The organism is Streptomyces sp. NPDC046831 (genome assembly GCF_040645305.1).
In the GTDB taxonomy this organism is placed as follows: domain Bacteria; phylum Actinomycetota; class Actinomycetes; order Streptomycetales; family Streptomycetaceae; genus Streptomyces.
Map to the genome: position 1 here is coordinate 275,697 of NZ_JBEYXZ010000001.1, position 19,509 is coordinate 295,205.

Here is a 19,509-nt window from a genome sequence, read left to right on the forward strand (position 1 = left end):
TGGACGGCCGGTTCGAGGCTGCCGGAGCAGGCATCGGGACCGACTGGCGAGGTGGGATGGGATGCAGAGCAGGCTGCACAGGCGCATCATGCAGGGCGAGTTGTTCCCCTCGGCGCGGGAGACGTCCCAGGAGAGCGTGCTGGAGGAGCTGAGCTCGGTGCTCTTCGAGTCCCTGCCGCGCAGCGACCAGCGGCGCAGGGGCGTGGAGTACGTGCAGGGCCTGCTCGGTGTCGAGGGCCGCAAGTCGATACGGAACATCTCCTCGCTGTTCGGCGGGGAGGCGGCCGAGCAGAGCCTGCATCACTTCATCAGCGGCTCCACCTGGGACTGGAGCCCCGTGCGCCGTGCCCTCGCCCGCCACCTCGAGGAGCTCTCCCCGGCCCGCGCCTACGTACTGCGGCCGATGGTGATACCCAAGGCCGGCGACAGCTCGGTGGGCGTGGACCGCCGCTTCGACCCCGGCCGCGGCCAGATGATGAACGCCCAGCAGGCCGTGGGCGTGTGGGCGGTGTCCGAGGAGCACAGCACCCCCGTCAACTGGCGCCTGCACCTGCCCGAGACCTGGTTGGACGACGCCACCCGGCGCCGGCAGGCCTCGATCCCGGAGAGCGCCTCGCCCGAGACCATGGACCAGTGCAGCGTGGAGGCCTACCTCAACATCACCCGGAACTGGGGCCTGCCGGCGCGCCCGGCCGTCATGGACGCGCGCGAGGCCGACGTCACGGGCATCGTGCGCCGGCTGCAGGCCGCGGGCGGCGCGCCGATGCTGCTGCGCGTCCGCGCCGACCTGCGGCTGTCCGCGACCGACCCGGGCCTGCCCCGCAGCACCGCCGAGACGGAAGTGACGGCACATCAGCTGATGCTGACGGCCCGCCCGCTGCGCCAGCCGGTCATCCAGCGCAGGACCGGCCCGGCCGGCGGCGCCGTGCACGCCGGCCTGACCGCGGCCGTCCGGGTGCAGCTGCCCCGGCGCAGCTCCCGCCGCCCCTCCTGGTCCCGCGACCTGGTGCTGCTCGGCATCGGCGACAACGGCCGGCGCTGGCCGGGCGAACTGTGGCTGACCGACATCACCGACCTGCACCCCGCCCAGTTGCTGCGGCTGAGCCGGCTGACCCGGCGCGTGGAGCAGGACTTCGCCCAGATCGCCGAACGGGTGGGCATCCGGGACTTCTCCGGCCGCTCCTTCAGCGGCTGGCACCGCCACGCCACCCTCGCCTCGGCCGCCCACGCCGTCGCGGTCCTGTCCGGCTCGGCCGAACCGCTCACGGAGGTGGCCCGGGCAACCGCGTGAGCGCCGAGGGCGGCGCAGTGTACGGACGCGGAAGGGGCCTGTCAGGCGCCTCACCGCCCGTTGTGTCAGCTCCGTGGCCGGCCCGGCCGGTGAGCTGACGGACTCTGTTCGGCAGCTGACGGATTGCCAGGGCTTCCTTTGGTGACCCCCGAACCGGCGGCACACGATCGGCGGACCAGTCCGTCCGAGTGCCCGAGGAGTTCACCATGGCCAGCCAGCCGCAGGCCGCAGGCAAGCGGTGGAGCGCGTCCGCCGTCGTCACGGACCCGCCCCGCCCCCGCGCCGCGACCGCGTCCCGGGTCGTGGTGCGCACATCGGGCGGGCTGGTGGCCGGCGAACGCGCCGGCCGCGTCGCCGCCTTCCGCGGCGTGCCCTACGCCCGCCCGCCGCTGGGTGCCCTGCGTTTCGCCTCCCCACGGCCGCCCGAGCCCTGGGACGGTGTGCGCGAGGCCGTGCGCTTCACCGATGTCTCCTTCCAGAGCGTCATTCCCAACCGGCCGGTACCGCCCAGCAGCGAGGACTCGCTGTACGCCAACGTCTGGACACCGGACCCCGGCGGCAGCCGGCCCGTCCTGGTCTACCTTCACGGCGGCGGCTGGCAGGCCGGGGCGGGCAGCCTGCCCGCGTACGACGGAGCCCGGCTCGCGCAGCGCGGCGGCCTGGTCGTCGTCACCTTCAACTACCGGCTCGGTGCTCTCGGGTTCGGCCTGCACGAGGACCTCGCCGACCCGGACACCGGACACTTCGCCAACTGGGGGCTGCAGGACCAAAAGGCGCTGCTGCACTGGGTGCACGCCAACGCCGCCGCCTTCGGCGGGGACCCCGGGAACATCACCGTGTGCGGCACCTCCGCGGGCGGCGCCACGGCCTGGCAGCTCGCGCTGCTTCCCGGCCTGCGCGGCCTGATCCGGCGCATCGTGTCCATCAGCCCCAGCCATGTCACCCCGCCCGCGACCTCCCTGACGCCCGAGGACTCCCGTACTGCGTACCAGGCCGTCGCCCGCCGGCTGGGCACCACCGTCGCCGGACTGCGCGAGGTGCCGGCCGCCGCGCTCGCCGGGGCCTGGGAGGAGATCTTCGCCCCGCGCCCGGAGGACCGGATCGTCGCAAGCGGACGCTGGTACCGCGGCCCGGTCGTCGACGGGCGCACCATGCCCGCGTACGACCACCTGCTGCCGACGCCCGACGTGCCCGTACTGTCGATCCACACCAGCACCGAGGGCTCCTTCTACACCGGCCCCGCCTCCCCGCAGCCCACCCCCGCCCCGCGCGACGACGCCGAGCTGCGGCGGGCCGTGCACGACGTGCTGCGCCTGGGGGAACCGGACGCCGACGGCGCTCTCGCGGACGCCTGCGCCGCCGCCTACCGGGCCGCGGCCCGGGACACCGGACTGCCCGGCGACCCGCGGTCGCTGTGGACCGAGATCTGGGGTGATGCGTTCTTCCGGCACCAGATCGTCCGGTTCGCCGAGCGCCACGCCCGGCACGGCACCACCCCGCTCTACGCGATGGAGTTCGCCCACCCGGCGCTGCCGCCGCACTTCGGCACCCCGCACGAGGCGACCTCACCGTTCCTGTTCGGCACCCACCGGCTGCCGCAGTTCGCCCCGGTCCTCGGCGACGGGCCCGTCGAGCGGCTGCTGTCCGACATCCTCATCGACGCCGTGGCCGCGTTCGCCCGTACGTCCGCTCCGCACACCCCGAACACGCCCGACTGGCCGCCGTTCACACCCGACGCCCCCAGCACCCTCGTCCTCGGCGGACCCGGCATCGCCGAGGTCGCCCACACCCCGAAGCTCGCCCAGCTCGGCTTCTGGGACGCGGTGGGCTGGGCACCCCGCCTCTGACCCGCCGCCCCTCGCACGGCCCTGCCGCGCCGGACCCCTGCTCCGGCCGGCTCCCCACCTTCCACCCGCGCCCGTACCCGTTGGCCGCGGCCGCGTGCCGCGCGCCCGCCGTTTGTGTCTGGAGACATCCGTGGACGATTCCCTGCTCGACATCGAACTGAAGATCGCCCCCCAGCAGCCGGAGTGGGACGACCCGGCCCAGGTGCGCCGCGTCCGGTCGGACCTCGGGAGCCGGCCCGCGCTGGTGCGCGCCGAGGACGTACGCACCCTGCGCCGCCAGCTCGCTCGGGTGGCGGCCGGCGAGGCCCTGGTGGTGCAGGCCGGGGACTGCGCCGAGGACCCCGACGAGTGCACCGCCGGGCACGTCGCCCGCAAGGCGGCCCTGCTCGACCTGCTGGCCGGGGCGCTGCGACTGGTCACCGGCAAGCCCGTGATCCGCGTGGGTCGCATCGCGGGACAGTTCACCAAGCCGCGCTCGCAGTCCACCGAGCACGTCGGCGGCCTCGAACTGCCCGTCTACCGCGGCCACATGGTCAACGACCCCGACCCCACGCCCGAGGGCCGCCGCCCCGACCCGCTGCGTCTGCTGACCGGTTACATGGCGGCCGACGAGACCATGCGTCACCTCGGCTGGTCCCGGTTGTCCGGGCCGGACCGCATCGACCCGGCGGTGTGGACCAGCCACGAGGCGCTGCTGCTCGACTACGAGGTCCCGCTGCTGCGGCACGAGGACGACGGGATGCTGCTGGCCTCGACGCACTGGCCCTGGATCGGTGAGCGCACCCGGCAGCCCGAGGGCGCCCACGTCGCCCTGCTGGCCGGCGTGACCAACCCGGTGTCCTGCAAGGTCGGCCCGCGCACCACCCCCGACGAACTCCTGGAGCTGTGCCGGCGCCTGGACCCGCGGCGCGAGCCGGGACGGCTCACCCTCATCGCGCGCATGGGCGCCGACACGGTCGCCGACGTGCTGCCTCCGCTGGTCGAGGCGGTCCGCGCGGCCGGACACCCGGTGATCTGGCTCACCGACCCGCTGCACGCCAACACCGTCACCACCCCCGGGGGGTTCAAGACCCGCTACGTGGAGGCCGCCGAGCGTGAGGTCGCCGCCTTCCAGCAGGCGGTCGTACGCCACGGCGGCATCGCCGGCGGCCTGCACCTGGAGGCGACACCCGACGCCGTCCTGGAGTGCGTGCCCGACGAGCGGATGGCCGACCAGGTCGGCGACGCCTACGAGAGCTTCTGCGACCCGCGGCTCAACGCCGGCCAGGCCATCTCCGTGGTGTCGGCCTGGCACCTGTGAGCCGCTCCTGACGTGACAGTCCCTGCCCGCACGGCATGTGAAGGAGAAGGCACGACATGCACAGCGCAAGCCAAAGCAAACTGGCCCTGGTCACCGGCGCCGCCGGCGGCATAGGCGCGGCCGTCGCCCGCGTCCTGGGCGAACGGGGCGTCGCGGTGGCCGCCGTCGACCGTGACGCCGCACAGCTCGACGAGGTGATCGGCAAACTGGGCGCGGACGCCTTGCCGGTGGCGCCGTTCGCCGCGGACGTGACCGACAGCGCCGCGGTCGAGAGCGTCGTCGCCGAGATCGAACAGCGCCTCGGCCCCATCGACTACCTCGTCAACGCGGCCGGCGTGCTGCGCCTCGGCGAGGTGAGCACCTTCAGCGACGACGACTGGAACAGCACCTTCGCCGTCAACACCACCGGCGTCTTCCACCTCTCGCGCGCCGTGGTGGGCCGCATGGTGCCACGTGGCCGCGGAGCCGTCGTCACCGTCGCCTCCAACGCGGCCACGACCCCCCGTACCGGGATGGCCGCCTACGCCGCCTCCAAGGCGGCCGCGGAGATGTTCACCAAGAGCCTCGGCCTGGAGGTCGCCCGGCACGGCATCCGCTGCAACATCGTCGCGCCCGGCTCCACCGACACCCCGATGCTCAGCTCGATGTGGCACGACGACTCCGGCCCGCGCGCCACCCTCGCCGGAAACCTCGAGGCGTTCCGGGTCGGCATCCCCCTCGGCAAGCTCGCGGCGCCCGCCGACGTCGCGCACGCCGTCGCCTTCCTGCTGTCCGACCAGGCGTCCCACATCACGCTGCACACCCTGACCGTCGACGGCGGCGCCGCACTGGGCGCATAACGCTCCGAGGCGCCGTCGCGGCCGGCCGCGCCCACGCGCCGAGCCGCACACGGACACAGCCCCGCGCCCCTTCGGGGCGCGCTTCCCGCACCGTCGAGAAAGGACTTCGAGTCCGTCATGGCCGGTCTCCCGCCCCTTGAGTCGTATCCCTTGCCGACCCCGTCCGAGCTGCCGGCGAACACCGCCCCCTGGACCCCCGACCCCGACCGCGCGGTGCTGCTCGTCCACGACATGCAGCGCTACTTCCTCAAGCCGTTCCCCGAGCCGCTGCGCGGTCAACTCGTGCAGAACGCGACCCACTTGCGTGAGCGCTGCGCCGATCTCGCGATCCCCGTCGCCTACACGGCCCAGCCCGGCGGCATGAGTGCCCACCAGCGGGGTCTGCTCAAGGACTTCTGGGGCCCGGGTATGCGTCCGGCGCCCGCGGACCGCGCCGTGGTCGACGCGCTCGCCCCCCGCGAGGGGGACTGGTTGATCACCAAGTGGCGCTACAGCGCCTTCCACCACACCGACCTGCTCACCCGGATGCGTTTCCACCAGCGCGACCAGCTCATCGTCTGCGGGGTCTACGCCCACGTCGGCGTGCTGATCACCGCCGTGGAGGCGTTCAGCCACGACATCGAGACGTTCCTGGTCGCCGACGCCGTCGCCGACTTCGACGAGAGCCACCACCGGATGGCCGTCGAGTACGCGGCCGCGCGCTGCGCGGTCGTCACCACCGCCAAGGAGGTCTTCGCATGACCGGCACCCGCGCCGGACGCCCCCACAAGGGCGGTCTGCTCGACGAGATACTCGGCCCCACGCCGCCGCCGTTCGCCCTGCTGCACCGCCCCGAGGCCACCGGCCCCGGTGTGCTCGACGTCATCGTGGGCGAGGTGTCGCACCCCGCGACCCTGGCCGGCCTCCCGCTGCCCGAGCCGTCCGGGGCGACCGGCGCCCCCCGGCACGAGGTGCTCGCCCTCGTCCCCTACCGGCAGATCGCCGAGCGGGGCTTTTCCCGCCACGACGACGGCACCCCCCTGGTGGCGCTGAGTGTCACCCGGCAGGAGACCGCACCGCTGGCCGCCGTACTGCAAAGGCTGCCCGACGAACCCATCCGCACCACCGGAGCCCGCTTCGACGTCGACGACGACGCCTACGCCGACACCGTCCGCCGGATCATCGCCGACGAGATCGGCACCGGCGAGGGCGCGAACTTCGTCATCAAGCGGACCTTCACCGTCGACATCTCCGACTACACCCCGCGCAGCGCCCTGACCTTCTTCAAACGGCTCCTGGAGCGTGAGAAGGGCGCGTACTGGACGTTCGTCGTGCACACCGGCGAGCGCACCCTGGTCGGCGCCACACCCGAGCGGCACATCAGTGTGCACGGCGGCACCGCGGTGATGAACCCGATCTCCGGCACCTACCGCTACCCGGCCTCCGGCCCCACCCTGCCGGAGGTGATGGACTTCCTCGCCGACCGCAAGGAGGCCGACGAGCTGTACATGGTCGTCGACGAGGAACTGAAGATGATGGCCCGGATCTGCCCCGGTGGCGGCCGGGTGACGGGCCCCTTCCTCAAGGAGATGGCCCGGCTCGCGCACACCGAGTACTTCATCGAGGGACAGACCGCCAGCGACCCGCGCGAGGTGCTGCGCGAGACGCTGTTCGCGCCGACGGTCACCGGCTCGCCGCTGGAGAGCGCCTGCCGGGTCATCGGCCGCTACGAGCAGGAGGGCCGCGGCTACTACAGCGGCGTCGTCGCCCTGATGGGCCGTGACGCCGAGGGCCGCTCGGCCCTGGACTCCGCGATCTGCATCCGCACCGCCGACATCGACGGGGCCGGAACCGTGCGCATCGGCGTCGGGGCCACCCTGGTGCGCCACTCCGACCCGCTGTCCGAGGTGGCCGAGACCCGCGCCAAGGCCGCCGGGCTGCTCGCCGCCCTGGAGGGGGAGGGCTCGGCCCGGTTCGCGGCCCACCCCGAGGTGCGCCGGGCGCTGGAGAGACGCAACGAGACCATCGCCGGGTTCTGGCTTGCCGACGGTGCGCGGCCCCTCGGACGGACGCTGCCGCCGCCGGGCCGCTCGGCCCTGGTGGTGGACGCCGAGGACACCTTCACCTCGATGATCGGGCACCAACTGCACTCCCTCGGCCTGGAGGTGACGGTCAAACGGTTCGACGAGCCCTATCGCCTCGCCGGCCACGACCTGGTGGTGATGGGTCCCGGCCCCGGCGACCCGCGCGACCTGTCCCACCCCAAGATCGCCCACCTGGACGCCACGATCGCGCGGCTGCTCGAGGAGCAGCGGCCGTTCCTGGCGATCTGCCTCAGCCACCAGGTGCTCAGCCGCCGTCTCGGCCTCGACCTGGCGCGCCGGGCCGTGCCCAACCAGGGCGCCCAGCGGGACATCGACCTGTTCGGGCGCCGCGAACGCGTCGGCTTCTACAACACGTTCGCGGCCGTGAGCGCCGAGGACAAGACGGAGGCGCACGGAGCCGGCGTCGTCGAGATCGCCCGCGATCCCGACAGCCAGGAGGTCCACGCGCTGCGCGGCACGCACTTCGCGTCGATGCAGTTCCACCCCGAGTCCGTGCTCACCCAGAACGGGGTCGCCATCACCGGCGACCTGGTGCGCGGCCTGCTGACCGGCACTCCGCTGGCACCGGCCGCGTGACACCCCGGGCGGCCGGCCCGGCACCCCTCCGGCCGGGCCGGCCGCCATCTGACGTACTCCCCGGCGACCTGACGGGTTCGGCCTCCGGCCTTTGCCCGGGGCCGAGCGGCCTCGGGAGCATCTGCCTGCACGGGGAGGCCCGAACTCTCATGGAAGGGTCACACAATGATCACCACGGGTACGGCCCGGTCCGGCCGGAGGAGTGCAGGTATCGCGATCCTGGGGACGGGATCCTGCCTGCCCTCCCACGTGGTCGGCAACGACGAGGTGGCGGCCGCCGCCGGCGTCACCGACGAGTGGATCCGGCTCAAGACCGGGATACGCAGCAGGCGCCGGGCCAAACCGGACGAGGCCACCTCGGACCTGGCGATCGCCGCGGGCCGGGCCGCGATGGAGGCCGCCGGCATCGGTGCCGCGGACCTCTCGCTGATCGTCGTCGCGACGTCGACGCCCGACCAGCCGCAGCCGCCCACCGCCAGCATCGTCGCCGACGGCCTCGGCGCGGGCCACGGCACCGCCGCCTTCGACGTCAACGCCGTCTGCAGCGGCTTCGTGTTCGCGCTGAACGCCGCCCAGCACGTCCTCGCGGGCTCCGACTCGCCGTACGCGCTGGTCATCGGCGCGGACGTCTACTCCCGCATCCTCGACCCCGCCGACCGGCGCACCGCCATCCTCTTCGGCGACGGCGCCGGAGCGGTGGTGCTCGGCCCGGCCCGGCCCGGGCGCGGTCTGCTCGCCGGACGGCTGGCCGGATTCGGCGCCGAACGCGACCTGATCGAGGTGCCGGCCGGCGGCAGCCGCCTGCCCGCCAGCGCCGAGACCCTCGCCGAGGGCCGGCACTACTTCACCATGAACGGGCGCGGGGTGCGCGACTTCGTCAACACCACGGTCGCCCCGGCCATCACCGCCTTCGTCGAGGAGGCGGGCTTCACCGCGGGCGCCGTCGACCACTTCGTGCCGCACCAGGCCAACGGGCGGATGCTCCAGGACCTTTCGGACACGCTCGGCCTCCCGGCCGGCCGCACCCGCGTCACCTACGAGGACTTCGGCAACACCGGAGCCGCCTCGGTCCCCGTCACCCTGGACCGGGCGGCCCGCTCGGGGCAGCTCGCCGACGGGGACCTCCTGCTTCTGGCCGGCTTCGGCGGCGGCATGGCGATGGGCCTGTCGCTGCTGCGCTGGCAGCGCACCCAACCCTCACCCAGCACCACCTACGCCTAAGGAGACGGCGATGTCGAACGGCATCATGGACGACTACCTGCGCCGGATCGGAGCGACCCGGCCCGAGCGCGCGGACCTCGAAGGACTCCGCCACCTGATGGAGCGTCACCTTCTGTCGGTCCCCTTCGAGAACCTCGGCTACCACCTCGACGAGGACATCTTCATGGACGAACGCGCCCTGGAGAAGATCGTCCGCCACAACCGCGGCGGCGGCTGCTACGAGGTCAACCCCGCCCTCTCGTTCCTGCTGACCTCACTCGGCTACGAGGTCGACATCCTGCCGGGCTGGGTGCACCGCCCCGGCGGGGTCCTCGGCCCCTTCCTCGGCCACCTGGCGCTGCGCGTCAAGGCCGACGGCGAGGACTGGCTGGTCGACGTCGGCTTCGGCCGCAACAGCCGCTTCCCGCTGAACCTGGCCTCGCGCGAGGTGCAGCACGACCCGCACGGCGACTACCAGCTGCACGACGTGGGCGACGGCGTCGTCGACGTCTACCTCGGCGGCAAGCCCCTGTACCGGGTCGCCGACCGGCCGGTGACCATCGCCGACTTCGCCCCCACGCTGTGGTGGTACCGCACCTCGCCCGACTCGTCGTTCCTGCAGGGCCTGTTCTGCTCCATCCGCACCCCCGACGGCCTGGTCACCCTCAAGGCCAACCAGCAGGTCAGCATGGTCGCCGGCGAGGAGCGCTCCAAGCGCGCGCTGGGAAGCGAGGCGGAGGCCCTCGAGGCGTACAAGGAGTACTTCGGCATCAGCCTGGACCGGCTGCCCGACGAGCCCACCGGGGGCGTCACCGCCGGCGTGCGGACGGAATGAGCGCGATGAGGGAGGACCTCACCGGCGCGCCCGACATGGACGTGCTCGTGGTCGGTGCCGGGCCCACCGGCCTGCTGACCGCCGTCGAACTGATGCGCCGTGGCATACGGGTACGTGTCATCGACCGCGCCCAGGCGCCGTCGACCACCCCCAAGGCGCTGTCCGTGTGGCCCCGCGCCCTCGACATCCTCCAGGACGCGGGGCTCGCCGACGGCATCATGCGCGAGTCCGTGGCCGTCAGCCGGCTCAGCTACTTCTCCGAACGCAAGCCGCTCGCCTCCTTCGCCCTGACCAAGGACACCGCCTGCCGGGTACTGCCGCAGCACGTGACCGAGCGTCTGCTCGCCGAACGGCTCGCCGAGCTCGGCGGCAAGGTGGAGCGCGGGGTGCGGCTGCTGGCCCTGGAGGGCGTGGACTTCTCCGGCGACCTCGGCGCGAGCGACGGCGTCACCGCCGTCGTGGAGCTGCCCGACGGGAGCGTCGACCGCATCCGGGCGCCCTTCGTGGTCGGCGCCGACGGCGCCGGCAGCGCGGTGCGCGGCCAGCTCGGCATCGGTTTCCAGGGCAGCACCTACGAGATGGCCTTCGCACTGGTCGACGCACGGCTCGAGGGCGAACTCCCGCCGGACGAGTGCCTGTTCTACCAGGCACCCAGCGGCGCCCTGGTCGTCGTGCCGATGCCCGGCGGCGTCCACCGCTTCCTGTCCGTCATGCCGCAGGGCCGGCGCGAGGTCTCCCTGGAGATGATGCAGGAGATCCTCGACGAGCGCGGGCCGCGCGGGGTACGGCTGACCGAGGCGGTGTGGCAGGCGGTCTTCCGCGTGCACGCCCGGCACGCCTCCGACTTCAGCGTCGGGCGCGTCTTCCTCGCCGGCGACGCCGCGCACGTGCACAGCCCGGCCGGCGGCCAGGGCATGAACAACGGCCTGCAGGACGCCCAGAACCTGGGCTGGAAGCTGGCCGCCGTCATCCGGGGGGAGTCGCCGGCCTCGCTGCTCGCCACTTACGGCACCGAGCGCTCGGAGGCCACCCGCCAGATCGTGCGCGACACCGACCTGCAGACCCGTGCCTGGGTGGCGAACAGCAGGGCCAAGGTGTTCGCCCGGGACGCCGCCTTCAAGCTGCTCGACCGCACCGGCGTCGTGTCGCGGTTCTACACCCCGGTGATGGCCGGGCGGCGCCTGGCCTACCCGCCGGTGCGCGACACCCAGCGCCCCTCGGGGTTCGCCGGCTGCCGGGTCCGGGGCCGGATACCGGGCGGCCTGAAGGACGGCGCCGTCTTCCCGCGGCGGCATGCCCTCGCGTACGGCATCAGCGGGCCGGACGCCGACCCGCACGCCTGGACCCTGGTCCTGGCGCCGCGGTCGGACGCCTGGCGCACCGAGGCCGGGCACGTCGCGGCCCGTCACGGCGAGGCGGTGCGCACGGTGGTGCTGCGGCGCCGCGAGAGCGCCTTCGCCACCGGCTGCCGCAGCGCCGGGTACTGGCTGGTGCGGCCGGACGGGCACGTCGCGGCACACGGCCACGAGGCCGATCTCGGCCGTCTGGAAGCCGAACTGAAACAGGCTCTGAACTGCTGGAACGGGCACACCCGAGGCGACTTGACATTAAAGGAAGCGGGCCCTTCTGGCGGACATCGAGGATGCGTAATGTCCAGGACATGAAGCTGCGAGAGGGCGTGGAATGGGCGGTGCACTGCTGCATCAACCTGTCCTGGATCTCCCCGGACAGGGCGGTGCCGGCAGCCAGGCTGGCCGAGTTCCACGACCTGCCCACGGCTTACCTCAACAAGCAGATGAACGCGCTGGGACGAGCCGGCATCGTCTCGTCCCGCTCCGGCCCTCGCGGCGGCTTCCGTCTCGGCCGTGAACCGGAGGAGATCACCCTGATGGACGTGGCGGCCGCCATAGACGGTTCGGCACGGGCCTTCCTGTGCACGGGCATTCGCCACCAGGGCCCGGCCGGACGCATCGCCGGCCCGGCCGATCACCGCACCCCCTGCACCGTGGCACAGGCCTTCTCCCGTGCGGAACTGGCCTGGCGGCGCAGGCTGGCGGACCAGACGATCGCCGATCTGGCGGACGTGGTCCGGCGGGCGAACCCCGCCGCACCAGGCCACGTACGCCACTGGTTCGACCGGACCTGAGCCGAAGCCAAGAGCGCACCCCCTGTACGCGTCGCATCCGTTCCCCCGGCGGAGGCGCCCCGCGCGCCTCTCGAATTTCCGACCCCGTAGTGAAAGGCACAGTCATGCCGTCTTCGGCCACAGGCGCCGCCACAGAGGCACCGCGCCGGCGCCCTGGACTCCTCCTGGCGCTGCTGGCGTTCGCCCAGCTGATCATCTCCATCGACTACAACATCGTCTACGTCGCACTCCCCGAGATCGGCGACGGACTCGGGTTCTCCGCCCAGACCCTGCAGTGGGTGATCAGCGCCTACGCCGTCGCGTTCGGCGGGTTCCTGCTGCTCGGCGGCCGGGCCTGCGACCTGTGGGGGCCACGCCGCATCTTTGTCCTCGGCCTGTCCCTGTACGGGGTGTCCTCGCTGCTCGGCGGCCTGGCCACCGACCCCGGGGTACTGATCGCGGCCCGCGCCGTGCAGGGCATCGGCGGCGCCTTCCTCTTCCCGGCCACGCTGACCCTGGTCTCCACCAAGTTCGCCGAGGGCAAGGAGCGCAACCGCGCCTTCGCCGTGTGGGGCACCGCCGGCGGTTCCGGAATGATCCTCGGTTCGCTGCTCGGCGGCGTCCTCACCGAGGCGTTCGGCTGGGAGTCCGTCTTCTTCGTCAACGTCCCGCTCGCCGTCCTCGCGATCCTGTTCGCCTTCCCGCTGATCGCCCCCGACGCCCTGAGCGGCAGCCGCCGTTCCTTCGACCTGGCCGGTGCGCTGACCTCCACCGTCGGCACCACCTCCGTCGTCTTCGGCCTGGTCCAGGGCCCGGAGTCGGGCTGGGGCTCGGGCCTGATCATCGGCGCCTTCGCCCTCGGCGTGGCGCTGCTGGCCGCCTTCCTCGTCATCGAGAAGCGCAGCAGTGACCCGCTGATGCCGCTGCGCCTGTTCCGCAACCGCAACCTGAGCACCGGCGCCGCGGTCACCTTCTTCTACATGGCGACCTTCGGCACCCTGCTGTACTTCCTGACCGTCTACTTCCAGGGCGTGCACGGCTACAGCGCGCTGGAGACGGGCCTGGCCTTCCTCGTCCCGATGGTCGCCATCTCCATCGGCGCCCAGACGGCGGGCCGCCTGGCCACGAAACACGGTCTGCGCGCCGTCATGATCGCCAGCCTGCTGGTGGGCCTCGTCGGCACCGTCATCGTGGGCCTGACCCTGGCCACCGACGGCTCCTACGTCGCGCTGATCCCCGGCATGGTCGTCATGGGCCTCGGCCAGGGCGCCGGCTACACCCTGATGTTCGGCGCCGCCACGCTCGGCGTGGACCCGATGGAGCAGGGCATCGCCTCCGGCTGGGCCTCCACCACACAGCAGGTCGGCGGTGCGGTCGGTCTCGCCCTCCTGGTCGCCATCGCCAACTCCGGCCTCGACGGCCTGCAGGGCGAGGCGCTGCGCGCCGCCACCGCCGACGGCCTGCGCACCGCCGTGCTCATCGCCGCGGCCGGTATCGCGCTGACCGCGCTGGTCGCCCTCGGCCTGCAGAAGCCGAACAAGCAGCGGGCCGTCGCCCAGGGCGGGGCCGCGGCCACCGCCTCCGACGAGCCGCAGACCGCCCAGGTCTGATCCGCTCTCCGGCGCGCCCGCCCGGGCGCTCCGGACGCCGGGCCCTCGCACCGCTCATTCCCCCGCGGGTGCGGGGGTTCGGCATGTCATGTCCCTTTCCAGGCAAGTGCCCGTCACTGAACGGGACTTGACGGATGGCCGGGCCGCCGGTTGCCGCAGCACAAGGACCCTGACGAAGGTCGGTGTATGTCAAAATCATCGGTTGCCGAGGCCCCGCCCTCGGCGGCGCCGCGGACCGCACCGTTCGCCGCGACCGTCGCGACCGTGTCCGTCATGGGCGTGCTCGTGGTCGGCCAGATGTACGTCACCATCCCGCTCATGCCCGAACTCGCCGACGCCTGGCACGTGCCGGCCGGGTCGGCGGCTGCCTCGACCACCGCGTTCGCCTTCGCCCACGCGGTGGGCTCGCTGCTGAGCGGCCCGCTGTCCACCCGCTTCGGGCGGCGCACCGTCATGGTGGCCAACGTCCTCGCCATGGCCGTCGTCACCGTCCTGCTGCCGCTGGCGGCCTCCCTGACCGCCGGAGTCGGCCTGCGCGCCCTGCAGGGCCTGTTCGCCGGCTCGTTCATCCCCATGTCGTACGCCTATCTGCAGGCCCGCATCGCCCCGCACCGCGTCTCCACGGCCCTGACCATCGTCTCCGCCTGCATGGGGGCCACGGTGGTGCTCGGCCAGGTCGAGGCGCAGCTGGTGACGGCGTGGCTCGGCTGGGTGTGGGTGTTCTGGGGGACCGTGCCGCTGCTGCTCGTGGGGGCGGCCCTCTCCTGGCGGGTCCTGCTGCCCGAAGGGCGGCTGAGCGCGGGCGGACCCTCGGGCCTGAGGGCCGCGCTGGGCGCCCGGATGGTCCCGCTGTACCTGGTCATCCTGGTCGGCGCGGGCAGCCTCACCGCCGTCTACACCGGAGTCCAGCTGTACGGGCCCGCCGACGTGGCGGGCGGCGGCGCGCCGCTGCTCGCGCTGCGCGCCAGCGCCCTGCCGGCACTGCTGGGCGCCGTCCTGCTCGCCCCCGCGCTGAGCCGCCTGCCCGCCTCCCGCCGCGCCGTCGGCGCGCTCGTGGTGACCGCCGGCGCGATGCTGGCCGCCGCCCTCGGCGCGGACGACGCCGTCGCCCTCGGGGCCGCCCTGTTCGTGTTCATGGCGGGATTCTCCACGCTCGGCCCCGCGCTCATCCAGTCGGTCGGCGCCCGGGCCGGGGCGGCGGCCCAGACCACGGCGATCGCCCTGTACGGCTTCACGCTCAACGTGGGAGCCGGGGCGGGCGCCCAACTCGCCGCGTCCTTCGACCGGCTCACCCCGCTGGCACTGTTCCTGGCCCTGGCTCTGACGGTCGCCACCGGCGGAGTCCTGCGCCGCCGCCGTGCACTTGTTCCTTGACACTGCTGGTCACGTCCGGCGCAACGGGGTGTGTCATCCACCGTGACCACGGACGGCTCCGGCCACGACTCGGGCCTGGCCGGGCTGAACTCCTTGCCGTGCCTGGGCGGCCGGCCGCCCTTGGGACCGTAGACGCGAGGCGGCTTCGCCAGCCGCAGAACGCGGTCCGGCGGCGTCCGGCGCGCGCGGGGAACCCCCATCGAGGGCGGCTCCGGGCGCCTTGCGATCGCACGCCCGCCCATGCGGCTGCCGGGCCCGCCCTCCGGGCGGACGACCGGGGGTTTGTCCACCGGCCCACGACCTGACGCACTCGCGGGCCCTTCGTTGCCGCGCCCCCGCCCGGCGGACCACGATGCGGACAGCGCCGCACACTCCACCGCCCACGTACTCATGACCCCCGTACGCCCAGGGAGCGCCCGACCATGACCAACGTCGCCGTCATCTACTACTCGTCCACCGGCTCGACCCACCGGCTCGCCCAGGCCGCCGCGGACGCCGCGGCCGCGGAGGGCGCCGAGGTGCGGCTGCGCCGGGTGCCCGAGCTCGCCGCCACCGGACGGCCCGGCTCCGAGGAGCACGCCGCCGCAGTGGCGGACATACCCGAGGCGACGCTGGACGACCTGGAGTGGGCCGACGCCGTCCTGCTCGGCTCGCCCGTCCACTTCGGGCTGGCCGCTCCGCAGTTGATGCAGTTCATCAACACGACCTCGTCGCTGTCGATCCACGGCAAGCTGCTCAACAAGGCCGTCTCCGCCTTCGCCTCCGGTTCCGCCGAGCACGGCGGCCAGGTGACGACGATCCTCGCGCTGCACAACGCGATCTGCCACTGGGGTTCGGTCATCGTCGCCACCGGCTCCGCCGACCCGGTGCTCTACGAGAAGAACAACGGCAACCCGTACGGCGCGAGCACCGTGGCCGGCAACCGCATCGGCTTCATCCACGACGAGAACGTCGGCGCCATCGCCTACCAGACCCGCCGCACCGTCCAGGTCGCCGCGGCCCTGAAGGCCGCCGTGCCCGCCCCGGCCGCCGCCTGATCGCGGGGAGGAGACATCATGGCAGTCAGCGACCCGGCCCTGTTGCCCTCGACCTTCGTCGAGGCCTTCAACGCCAAGGATCTCGGCGCCATCGACCGGCTCTTCGAACCGGAGGCGGTGCGGGTGCTGAAGCCCGGCGTGGTGGTCACCGGCGACGGCCGCCGCCAGGCGACCAGCAGCTTCCTGGCCCTGGGCGTCCCGATCGAGATCAGCCTCCGGCACACCTACGTCTACGACGACACGGCCCTGCTGATCGGCGACTTCGTCATCGACGGCACCAAGCCCGACGGCGAGCACGTGCACATCGAGGGCACGGCCACCGACGTGGCCCGCCGCGGTTCCGACGGGCTGTGGCGCTACATCATCGACAACCCGCCGGGCGTCGAGACGGGCGGGGAGTGAACCGCCGCCGCCTCGCCGACCCCGGACCCACGTGCCGAACGGCCGGAAAACAGGTTGCCCGCCCGGAAGAGGGAGGCACTTGACGGACTAATGAATCCAAGTGGCCGTCCGGCGCGGCCCGCGACACCATGGAGTACGCACCCAGCAGCCGGAAACGGCGCGAGCACCCAACCCAGATGAGGGAGCAGTACGGCCATGACCAATGTCGCCATCGTTTACTACTCGGCCACCGGAAACATCCACAAGCTGGCTGTCGCCGCCGCCGAGGCGGCGGAGAAGGCAGGGGCCGAGGTACGGCTGCGCAGGGTCGCGGAGATCACCGACGAACCGCTCGCACCCAACTACAAGGAATGGACCGAGGCCAACAACGAGCACGCGGCCACCGCCCGTGACGTGCCGGTGGCCGCCATCGACGACCTGGACTGGGCCGACGCCGTCATCTGGGGCACCCCGGGCCGCTACGGTCTGCCGGCCGGCCCGCTCAAGCACTTCATCGACCAGACCTTCGAACTGCACGCCCGGCGCGGCCTGATGAACAAGGCGATGTCCGCCTTCACCTCGACGGGCACCCCGCACGGCGGCCAGGAGTCCACGATCCTGTCCCTGAGCAACGTCTTCTACCACTGGGGGGCCGTCATCGTGCCGCCCGGCGTCACCGACGACATCCTGCTCACGCCGAGCAACGGCAACCCGTACGGCGTCAGTGCCACCTCGGGCCTGCAGGCCATCCCCGGCCACCTCGCGCAGAACGTCACCGACGACAACCTCGCCGCCGTCGGCTACCAGACCGTGCGCACCCTGCGAGTGGCCGAGGCACTCAAGCAGGGACTGAAGAAGGACTGACGCCGACGCCTCTGATGTCCGCACGACAACCCGGGCCGCGCATTCGCGTGGCCCGGGTCTTTCTTTTGTCGAAGAGATGACGCATTAACCGGCTCTTTCTTACCGGTGACGGCTTCATATGGGATTTTTTTAAGGGGAGTTCCCATTTCGTGTGTCGGTTCTCAGAGGAAGAGTCCTGATGTTCAAGGTGCCGAAGAGCAAGAAGTTCCTCTACCTCGGGGTCGTCTCCGAACGTGCGGCCGAGAAGTACGGCGACACCCCGATCACGCTCGACCATGACATGGAGGCCTTCCCCGAGGTGGGCCGGAACCTGACCGTCGCCGAGTTCGCCGGCCTCGTGGCCGACACCGCCGACCGGCTGTGGGCCGCGGGCGTGCGGCCCAGCGAGCATGTGGCCGTGCACAAGACGTCGAGCTTCGACATCACGGTGCTGGCCTGCGGCGTGGCCCGGATCGGCGCGGTGCCGGTGATGCTCTCCCCGCACCTGGACGGGGAGTCGATCGGCAAGCTGCTCCAGCGGCTCGAGCGTCCCACCCTGCTCACCGACGAGGCGAAGCTGACCGGTTCGCTGGCCGGCCTGCCACTGCGCGAGCTGACCGTGCGGACCGTCACCGCGACCGGCTCCCACCCGGACGCCGTCTGCCTGGCGGACCTCGCGGGCGCGCCGCAGCGCCGTCCGGTACTGCTCGACCCCGACCAGCCGGCCCTGATGACGCACACCTCCGGGACCACCGGCATCCCCAAGCTGGTGGTGCACTCGGCGCGTTCGCTGGGCGCCCGCGGCAACTGGCAGGACAAGGTCGTCTCCTTCATCCGCAAGCGGGAGACGGTCGCCATGCACGTGTCGTACGTGCACTCGCGGATGTACCTGGGCCTGGCCGTGCTGCAGATGCGCGGCATGCCGATGGTCTTCATGAGCGACGGCAGCCCGAAGCACGTCGCCGACATGCTGGTCCGCCACCGCCCCGGTGTCCTGGAGACCCACCCCAACTCGTTCCTGGAGTGGGAGGAGATGCTCGAGGACCCGCGCCGGCCGATCTCCAACGTCAAGTACTTCAACAGCACCTTCGACGCCATCCACCCGAGCACGATGCACAAGTTCCTGCACGCCACGGACCGCCGCAGCCCGGTGTTCCTCCAGGTGTACGGGCAGAGCGAGTGCGGTCCGCTGGCCGCCCGCACCTACCGGCGCCGCAACGCCCTGAAGGCCGACGGCCGCTGCCAGGGCTATCCCACGCCCGGCATGACCAAGTACCGGCTGGTCTCCCGGGGCGGCGCCGAGCCGTCGAAGGAGAACCCCGGCTACATCGACGTCTCCACGGCGGGCCGCGCGCTGACGTACTACGGCGAGCAGGAGCGCTTCGACAAGCAGGTCATCGGCGAGTGGTGGCGCGGCGGCGACGTCGGCTACCGCACCAAGTGGGGCTGCCTGCACCTGCTCGACCGGGAGGTCGACGTGATCCCGGGCATCGACTCCACCCTGGAGATCGAGGACGCGGTGCTGCACGAGCTGGAGGAGCTGACCGAGCTGGTCATCGTGCCCGGGCCGGACAAGCGGCCGGTGCCGGTGGTGTGCACCCGCGGCGACAAGCCGCTCGACCTGGAGCGCTGGCAGGCCGCCGTCGCCGACCAGCCCGCTCTGTGCCCGCCCGTCCAGCGCCGGCTGTCCGACCTGCCGCGCACGGCCACCGCGAAGATCCGGCGGCTGGAGCTGGCCCGGCAACTGGCCGAGACGCTCGCGCCGGCACAGGCGGCCGACGAGCCGCAGAGGACCACCCCGGAACGGACCGGGGCCGCCGCCCGCTGAACCGCTTCGGCGGGGCAGGCCGACCGAGCGAAGGGAGAGTTACGGGTGACAGCGCATCAGACGCCCGTGGGGTGGGCGCAGGACACCGGGCGCGGTCCGGCACCCCCGGACCCGGGCTTCCTGGAGGTCTGGGCGAGGTCCGCCCCGATCCGCCTGGCCGGCTACGAGGACGACCTCGCCGAACCCCACATCCTGCAGGGCGTCGACTGATCCCCTGACGGTCCACCGACTGCCGGGCCCGCCGCACGAGCGCGGGCCCGGCAGCGGTGCGTTCCCATCGCATTCTTCGATACGGCTTGGAAACCTGCATGCGGGTTTGTTCTTCTGTTGGTGGAGGAA

17 protein-coding genes are annotated in these 19,509 nt (G+C 72.7%); all 17 read left to right on the forward strand.

What is annotated here, in order from left to right; genetic code table 11:
• Positions 1-61 precede the first annotated feature (61 nt).
• The 17 genes from ABZ920_RS01105 (at position 62) to ABZ920_RS01185 (ending at position 19,380) form a co-directional block, all read left to right on the forward strand.
• The gene (locus tag ABZ920_RS01105; RefSeq protein WP_361497158.1) at positions 62-1,291 is read left to right on the forward strand and encodes a transposase; all 1,230 of its coding nucleotides are present in this window, start codon (positions 62-64) and stop codon (positions 1,289-1,291) included.
• Positions 1,292-1,497: 206 nt separating this feature from the next.
• Positions 1,498-3,138, forward strand: a complete 1,641-nt coding sequence (locus tag ABZ920_RS01110; protein ID WP_361497161.1) for a carboxylesterase family protein — start codon at positions 1,498-1,500, stop codon at positions 3,136-3,138.
• A 130-nt stretch (positions 3,139-3,268) separates the two neighbouring features.
• Positions 3,269-4,438: a 3-deoxy-7-phosphoheptulonate synthase gene (locus ABZ920_RS01115; protein WP_361497164.1), complete on the forward strand. Its 1,170-nt coding sequence runs from the start codon at positions 3,269-3,271 to the stop codon at positions 4,436-4,438.
• 56 nt (positions 4,439-4,494) lie between these two features.
• Positions 4,495-5,277: a 2,3-dihydro-2,3-dihydroxybenzoate dehydrogenase gene (locus tag ABZ920_RS01120; protein ID WP_361497167.1), complete on the forward strand. Its 783-nt coding sequence runs from the start codon at positions 4,495-4,497 to the stop codon at positions 5,275-5,277.
• Positions 5,278-5,394: 117 nt separating this feature from the next.
• The gene (locus ABZ920_RS01125; protein ID WP_361497170.1) at positions 5,395-6,018 is read left to right on the forward strand and encodes an isochorismatase family protein; all 624 of its coding nucleotides are present in this window, start codon (positions 5,395-5,397) and stop codon (positions 6,016-6,018) included.
• Positions 6,015-7,937: an anthranilate synthase family protein gene (locus tag ABZ920_RS01130; RefSeq protein ID WP_361497173.1), complete on the forward strand. Its 1,923-nt coding sequence runs from the start codon at positions 6,015-6,017 to the stop codon at positions 7,935-7,937. Before ABZ920_RS01125 ends, ABZ920_RS01130 begins: the two co-directional genes overlap by 4 nt.
• A 165-nt stretch (positions 7,938-8,102) precedes the next feature.
• Positions 8,103-9,158: a ketoacyl-ACP synthase III gene (locus tag ABZ920_RS01135; RefSeq protein ID WP_361497176.1), complete on the forward strand. Its 1,056-nt coding sequence runs from the start codon at positions 8,103-8,105 to the stop codon at positions 9,156-9,158.
• Between the two features lie 10 nt (positions 9,159-9,168).
• On the forward strand, positions 9,169-9,972 hold the full coding sequence (locus ABZ920_RS01140; RefSeq protein WP_361497179.1) for an arylamine N-acetyltransferase: 804 nt from the start codon (positions 9,169-9,171) through the stop codon (positions 9,970-9,972).
• A 5-nt stretch (positions 9,973-9,977) separates the two neighbouring features.
• Complete coding sequence (locus ABZ920_RS01145) at positions 9,978-11,636, forward strand: FAD-dependent oxidoreductase (protein ID WP_361497181.1); 1,659 nt, start codon at positions 9,978-9,980, stop codon at positions 11,634-11,636.
• Positions 11,633-12,118, forward strand: coding sequence for an Rrf2 family transcriptional regulator (locus ABZ920_RS01150; RefSeq protein WP_361497184.1), 486 nt, complete (start codon positions 11,633-11,635; stop codon positions 12,116-12,118). Before ABZ920_RS01145 ends, ABZ920_RS01150 begins: the two co-directional genes overlap by 4 nt.
• 104 nt (positions 12,119-12,222) lie before the next feature.
• Complete coding sequence (locus tag ABZ920_RS01155) at positions 12,223-13,707, forward strand: MFS transporter (protein WP_361497187.1); 1,485 nt, start codon at positions 12,223-12,225, stop codon at positions 13,705-13,707.
• 186 nt (positions 13,708-13,893) lie between these two features.
• Positions 13,894-15,081, forward strand: coding sequence for an MFS transporter (locus tag ABZ920_RS01160; protein WP_361497190.1), 1,188 nt, complete (start codon positions 13,894-13,896; stop codon positions 15,079-15,081).
• A gap of 422 nt (positions 15,082-15,503) precedes the next feature.
• On the forward strand, positions 15,504-16,118 hold the full coding sequence (locus ABZ920_RS01165; protein WP_361497193.1) for an NAD(P)H-dependent oxidoreductase: 615 nt from the start codon (positions 15,504-15,506) through the stop codon (positions 16,116-16,118).
• A gap of 18 nt (positions 16,119-16,136) precedes the next feature.
• On the forward strand, positions 16,137-16,520 hold the full coding sequence (locus ABZ920_RS01170) for a DUF4440 domain-containing protein (protein WP_361497196.1): 384 nt from the start codon (positions 16,137-16,139) through the stop codon (positions 16,518-16,520).
• A gap of 195 nt (positions 16,521-16,715) precedes the next feature.
• The gene (locus ABZ920_RS01175) at positions 16,716-17,363 is read left to right on the forward strand and encodes an NAD(P)H-dependent oxidoreductase (RefSeq protein ID WP_361497199.1); all 648 of its coding nucleotides are present in this window, start codon (positions 16,716-16,718) and stop codon (positions 17,361-17,363) included.
• Between the two features lie 178 nt (positions 17,364-17,541).
• A complete protein-coding gene (locus ABZ920_RS01180) occupies positions 17,542-19,170 on the forward strand; it encodes an AMP-binding protein (protein ID WP_361497202.1) in 1,629 nt (542 codons plus the stop codon).
• A gap of 45 nt (positions 19,171-19,215) precedes the next feature.
• The gene (locus ABZ920_RS01185) at positions 19,216-19,380 is read left to right on the forward strand and encodes a hypothetical protein (protein WP_361497625.1); all 165 of its coding nucleotides are present in this window, start codon (positions 19,216-19,218) and stop codon (positions 19,378-19,380) included.
• Positions 19,381-19,509 lie beyond the last annotated feature (129 nt).

Bases quoted from the DNA above. Each gene is read 5' to 3' on its own strand.
- ABZ920_RS01105 (WP_361497158.1), top strand. From the start codon at position 62: ATGCAGAGCAGGCTGCACAGGCGCATCATGCAGGGCGAGTTGTTCCCC.
- ABZ920_RS01110 (WP_361497161.1), top strand. From the start codon at position 1,498: ATGGCCAGCCAGCCGCAGGCCGCAGGCAAGCGGTGGAGCGCGTCCGCC.
- ABZ920_RS01120 (WP_361497167.1), top strand. From the start codon at position 4,495: ATGCACAGCGCAAGCCAAAGCAAACTGGCCCTGGTCACCGGCGCCGCC.
- ABZ920_RS01125 (WP_361497170.1), top strand. From the start codon at position 5,395: ATGGCCGGTCTCCCGCCCCTTGAGTCGTATCCCTTGCCGACCCCGTCC.
- ABZ920_RS01130 (WP_361497173.1), top strand. From the start codon at position 6,015: ATGACCGGCACCCGCGCCGGACGCCCCCACAAGGGCGGTCTGCTCGAC.
- ABZ920_RS01135 (WP_361497176.1), top strand. From the start codon at position 8,103: ATGATCACCACGGGTACGGCCCGGTCCGGCCGGAGGAGTGCAGGTATC.
- ABZ920_RS01140 (WP_361497179.1), top strand. From the start codon at position 9,169: ATGTCGAACGGCATCATGGACGACTACCTGCGCCGGATCGGAGCGACC.
- ABZ920_RS01145 (WP_361497181.1), top strand. From the start codon at position 9,978: ATGAGGGAGGACCTCACCGGCGCGCCCGACATGGACGTGCTCGTGGTC.
- ABZ920_RS01150 (WP_361497184.1), top strand. From the start codon at position 11,633: ATGAAGCTGCGAGAGGGCGTGGAATGGGCGGTGCACTGCTGCATCAAC.
- ABZ920_RS01155 (WP_361497187.1), top strand. From the start codon at position 12,223: ATGCCGTCTTCGGCCACAGGCGCCGCCACAGAGGCACCGCGCCGGCGC.
- ABZ920_RS01160 (WP_361497190.1), top strand. From the start codon at position 13,894: ATGTCAAAATCATCGGTTGCCGAGGCCCCGCCCTCGGCGGCGCCGCGG.
- ABZ920_RS01165 (WP_361497193.1), top strand. From the start codon at position 15,504: ATGACCAACGTCGCCGTCATCTACTACTCGTCCACCGGCTCGACCCAC.
- ABZ920_RS01170 (WP_361497196.1), top strand. From the start codon at position 16,137: ATGGCAGTCAGCGACCCGGCCCTGTTGCCCTCGACCTTCGTCGAGGCC.
- ABZ920_RS01175 (WP_361497199.1), top strand. From the start codon at position 16,716: ATGACCAATGTCGCCATCGTTTACTACTCGGCCACCGGAAACATCCAC.
- ABZ920_RS01180 (WP_361497202.1), top strand. From the start codon at position 17,542: ATGTTCAAGGTGCCGAAGAGCAAGAAGTTCCTCTACCTCGGGGTCGTC.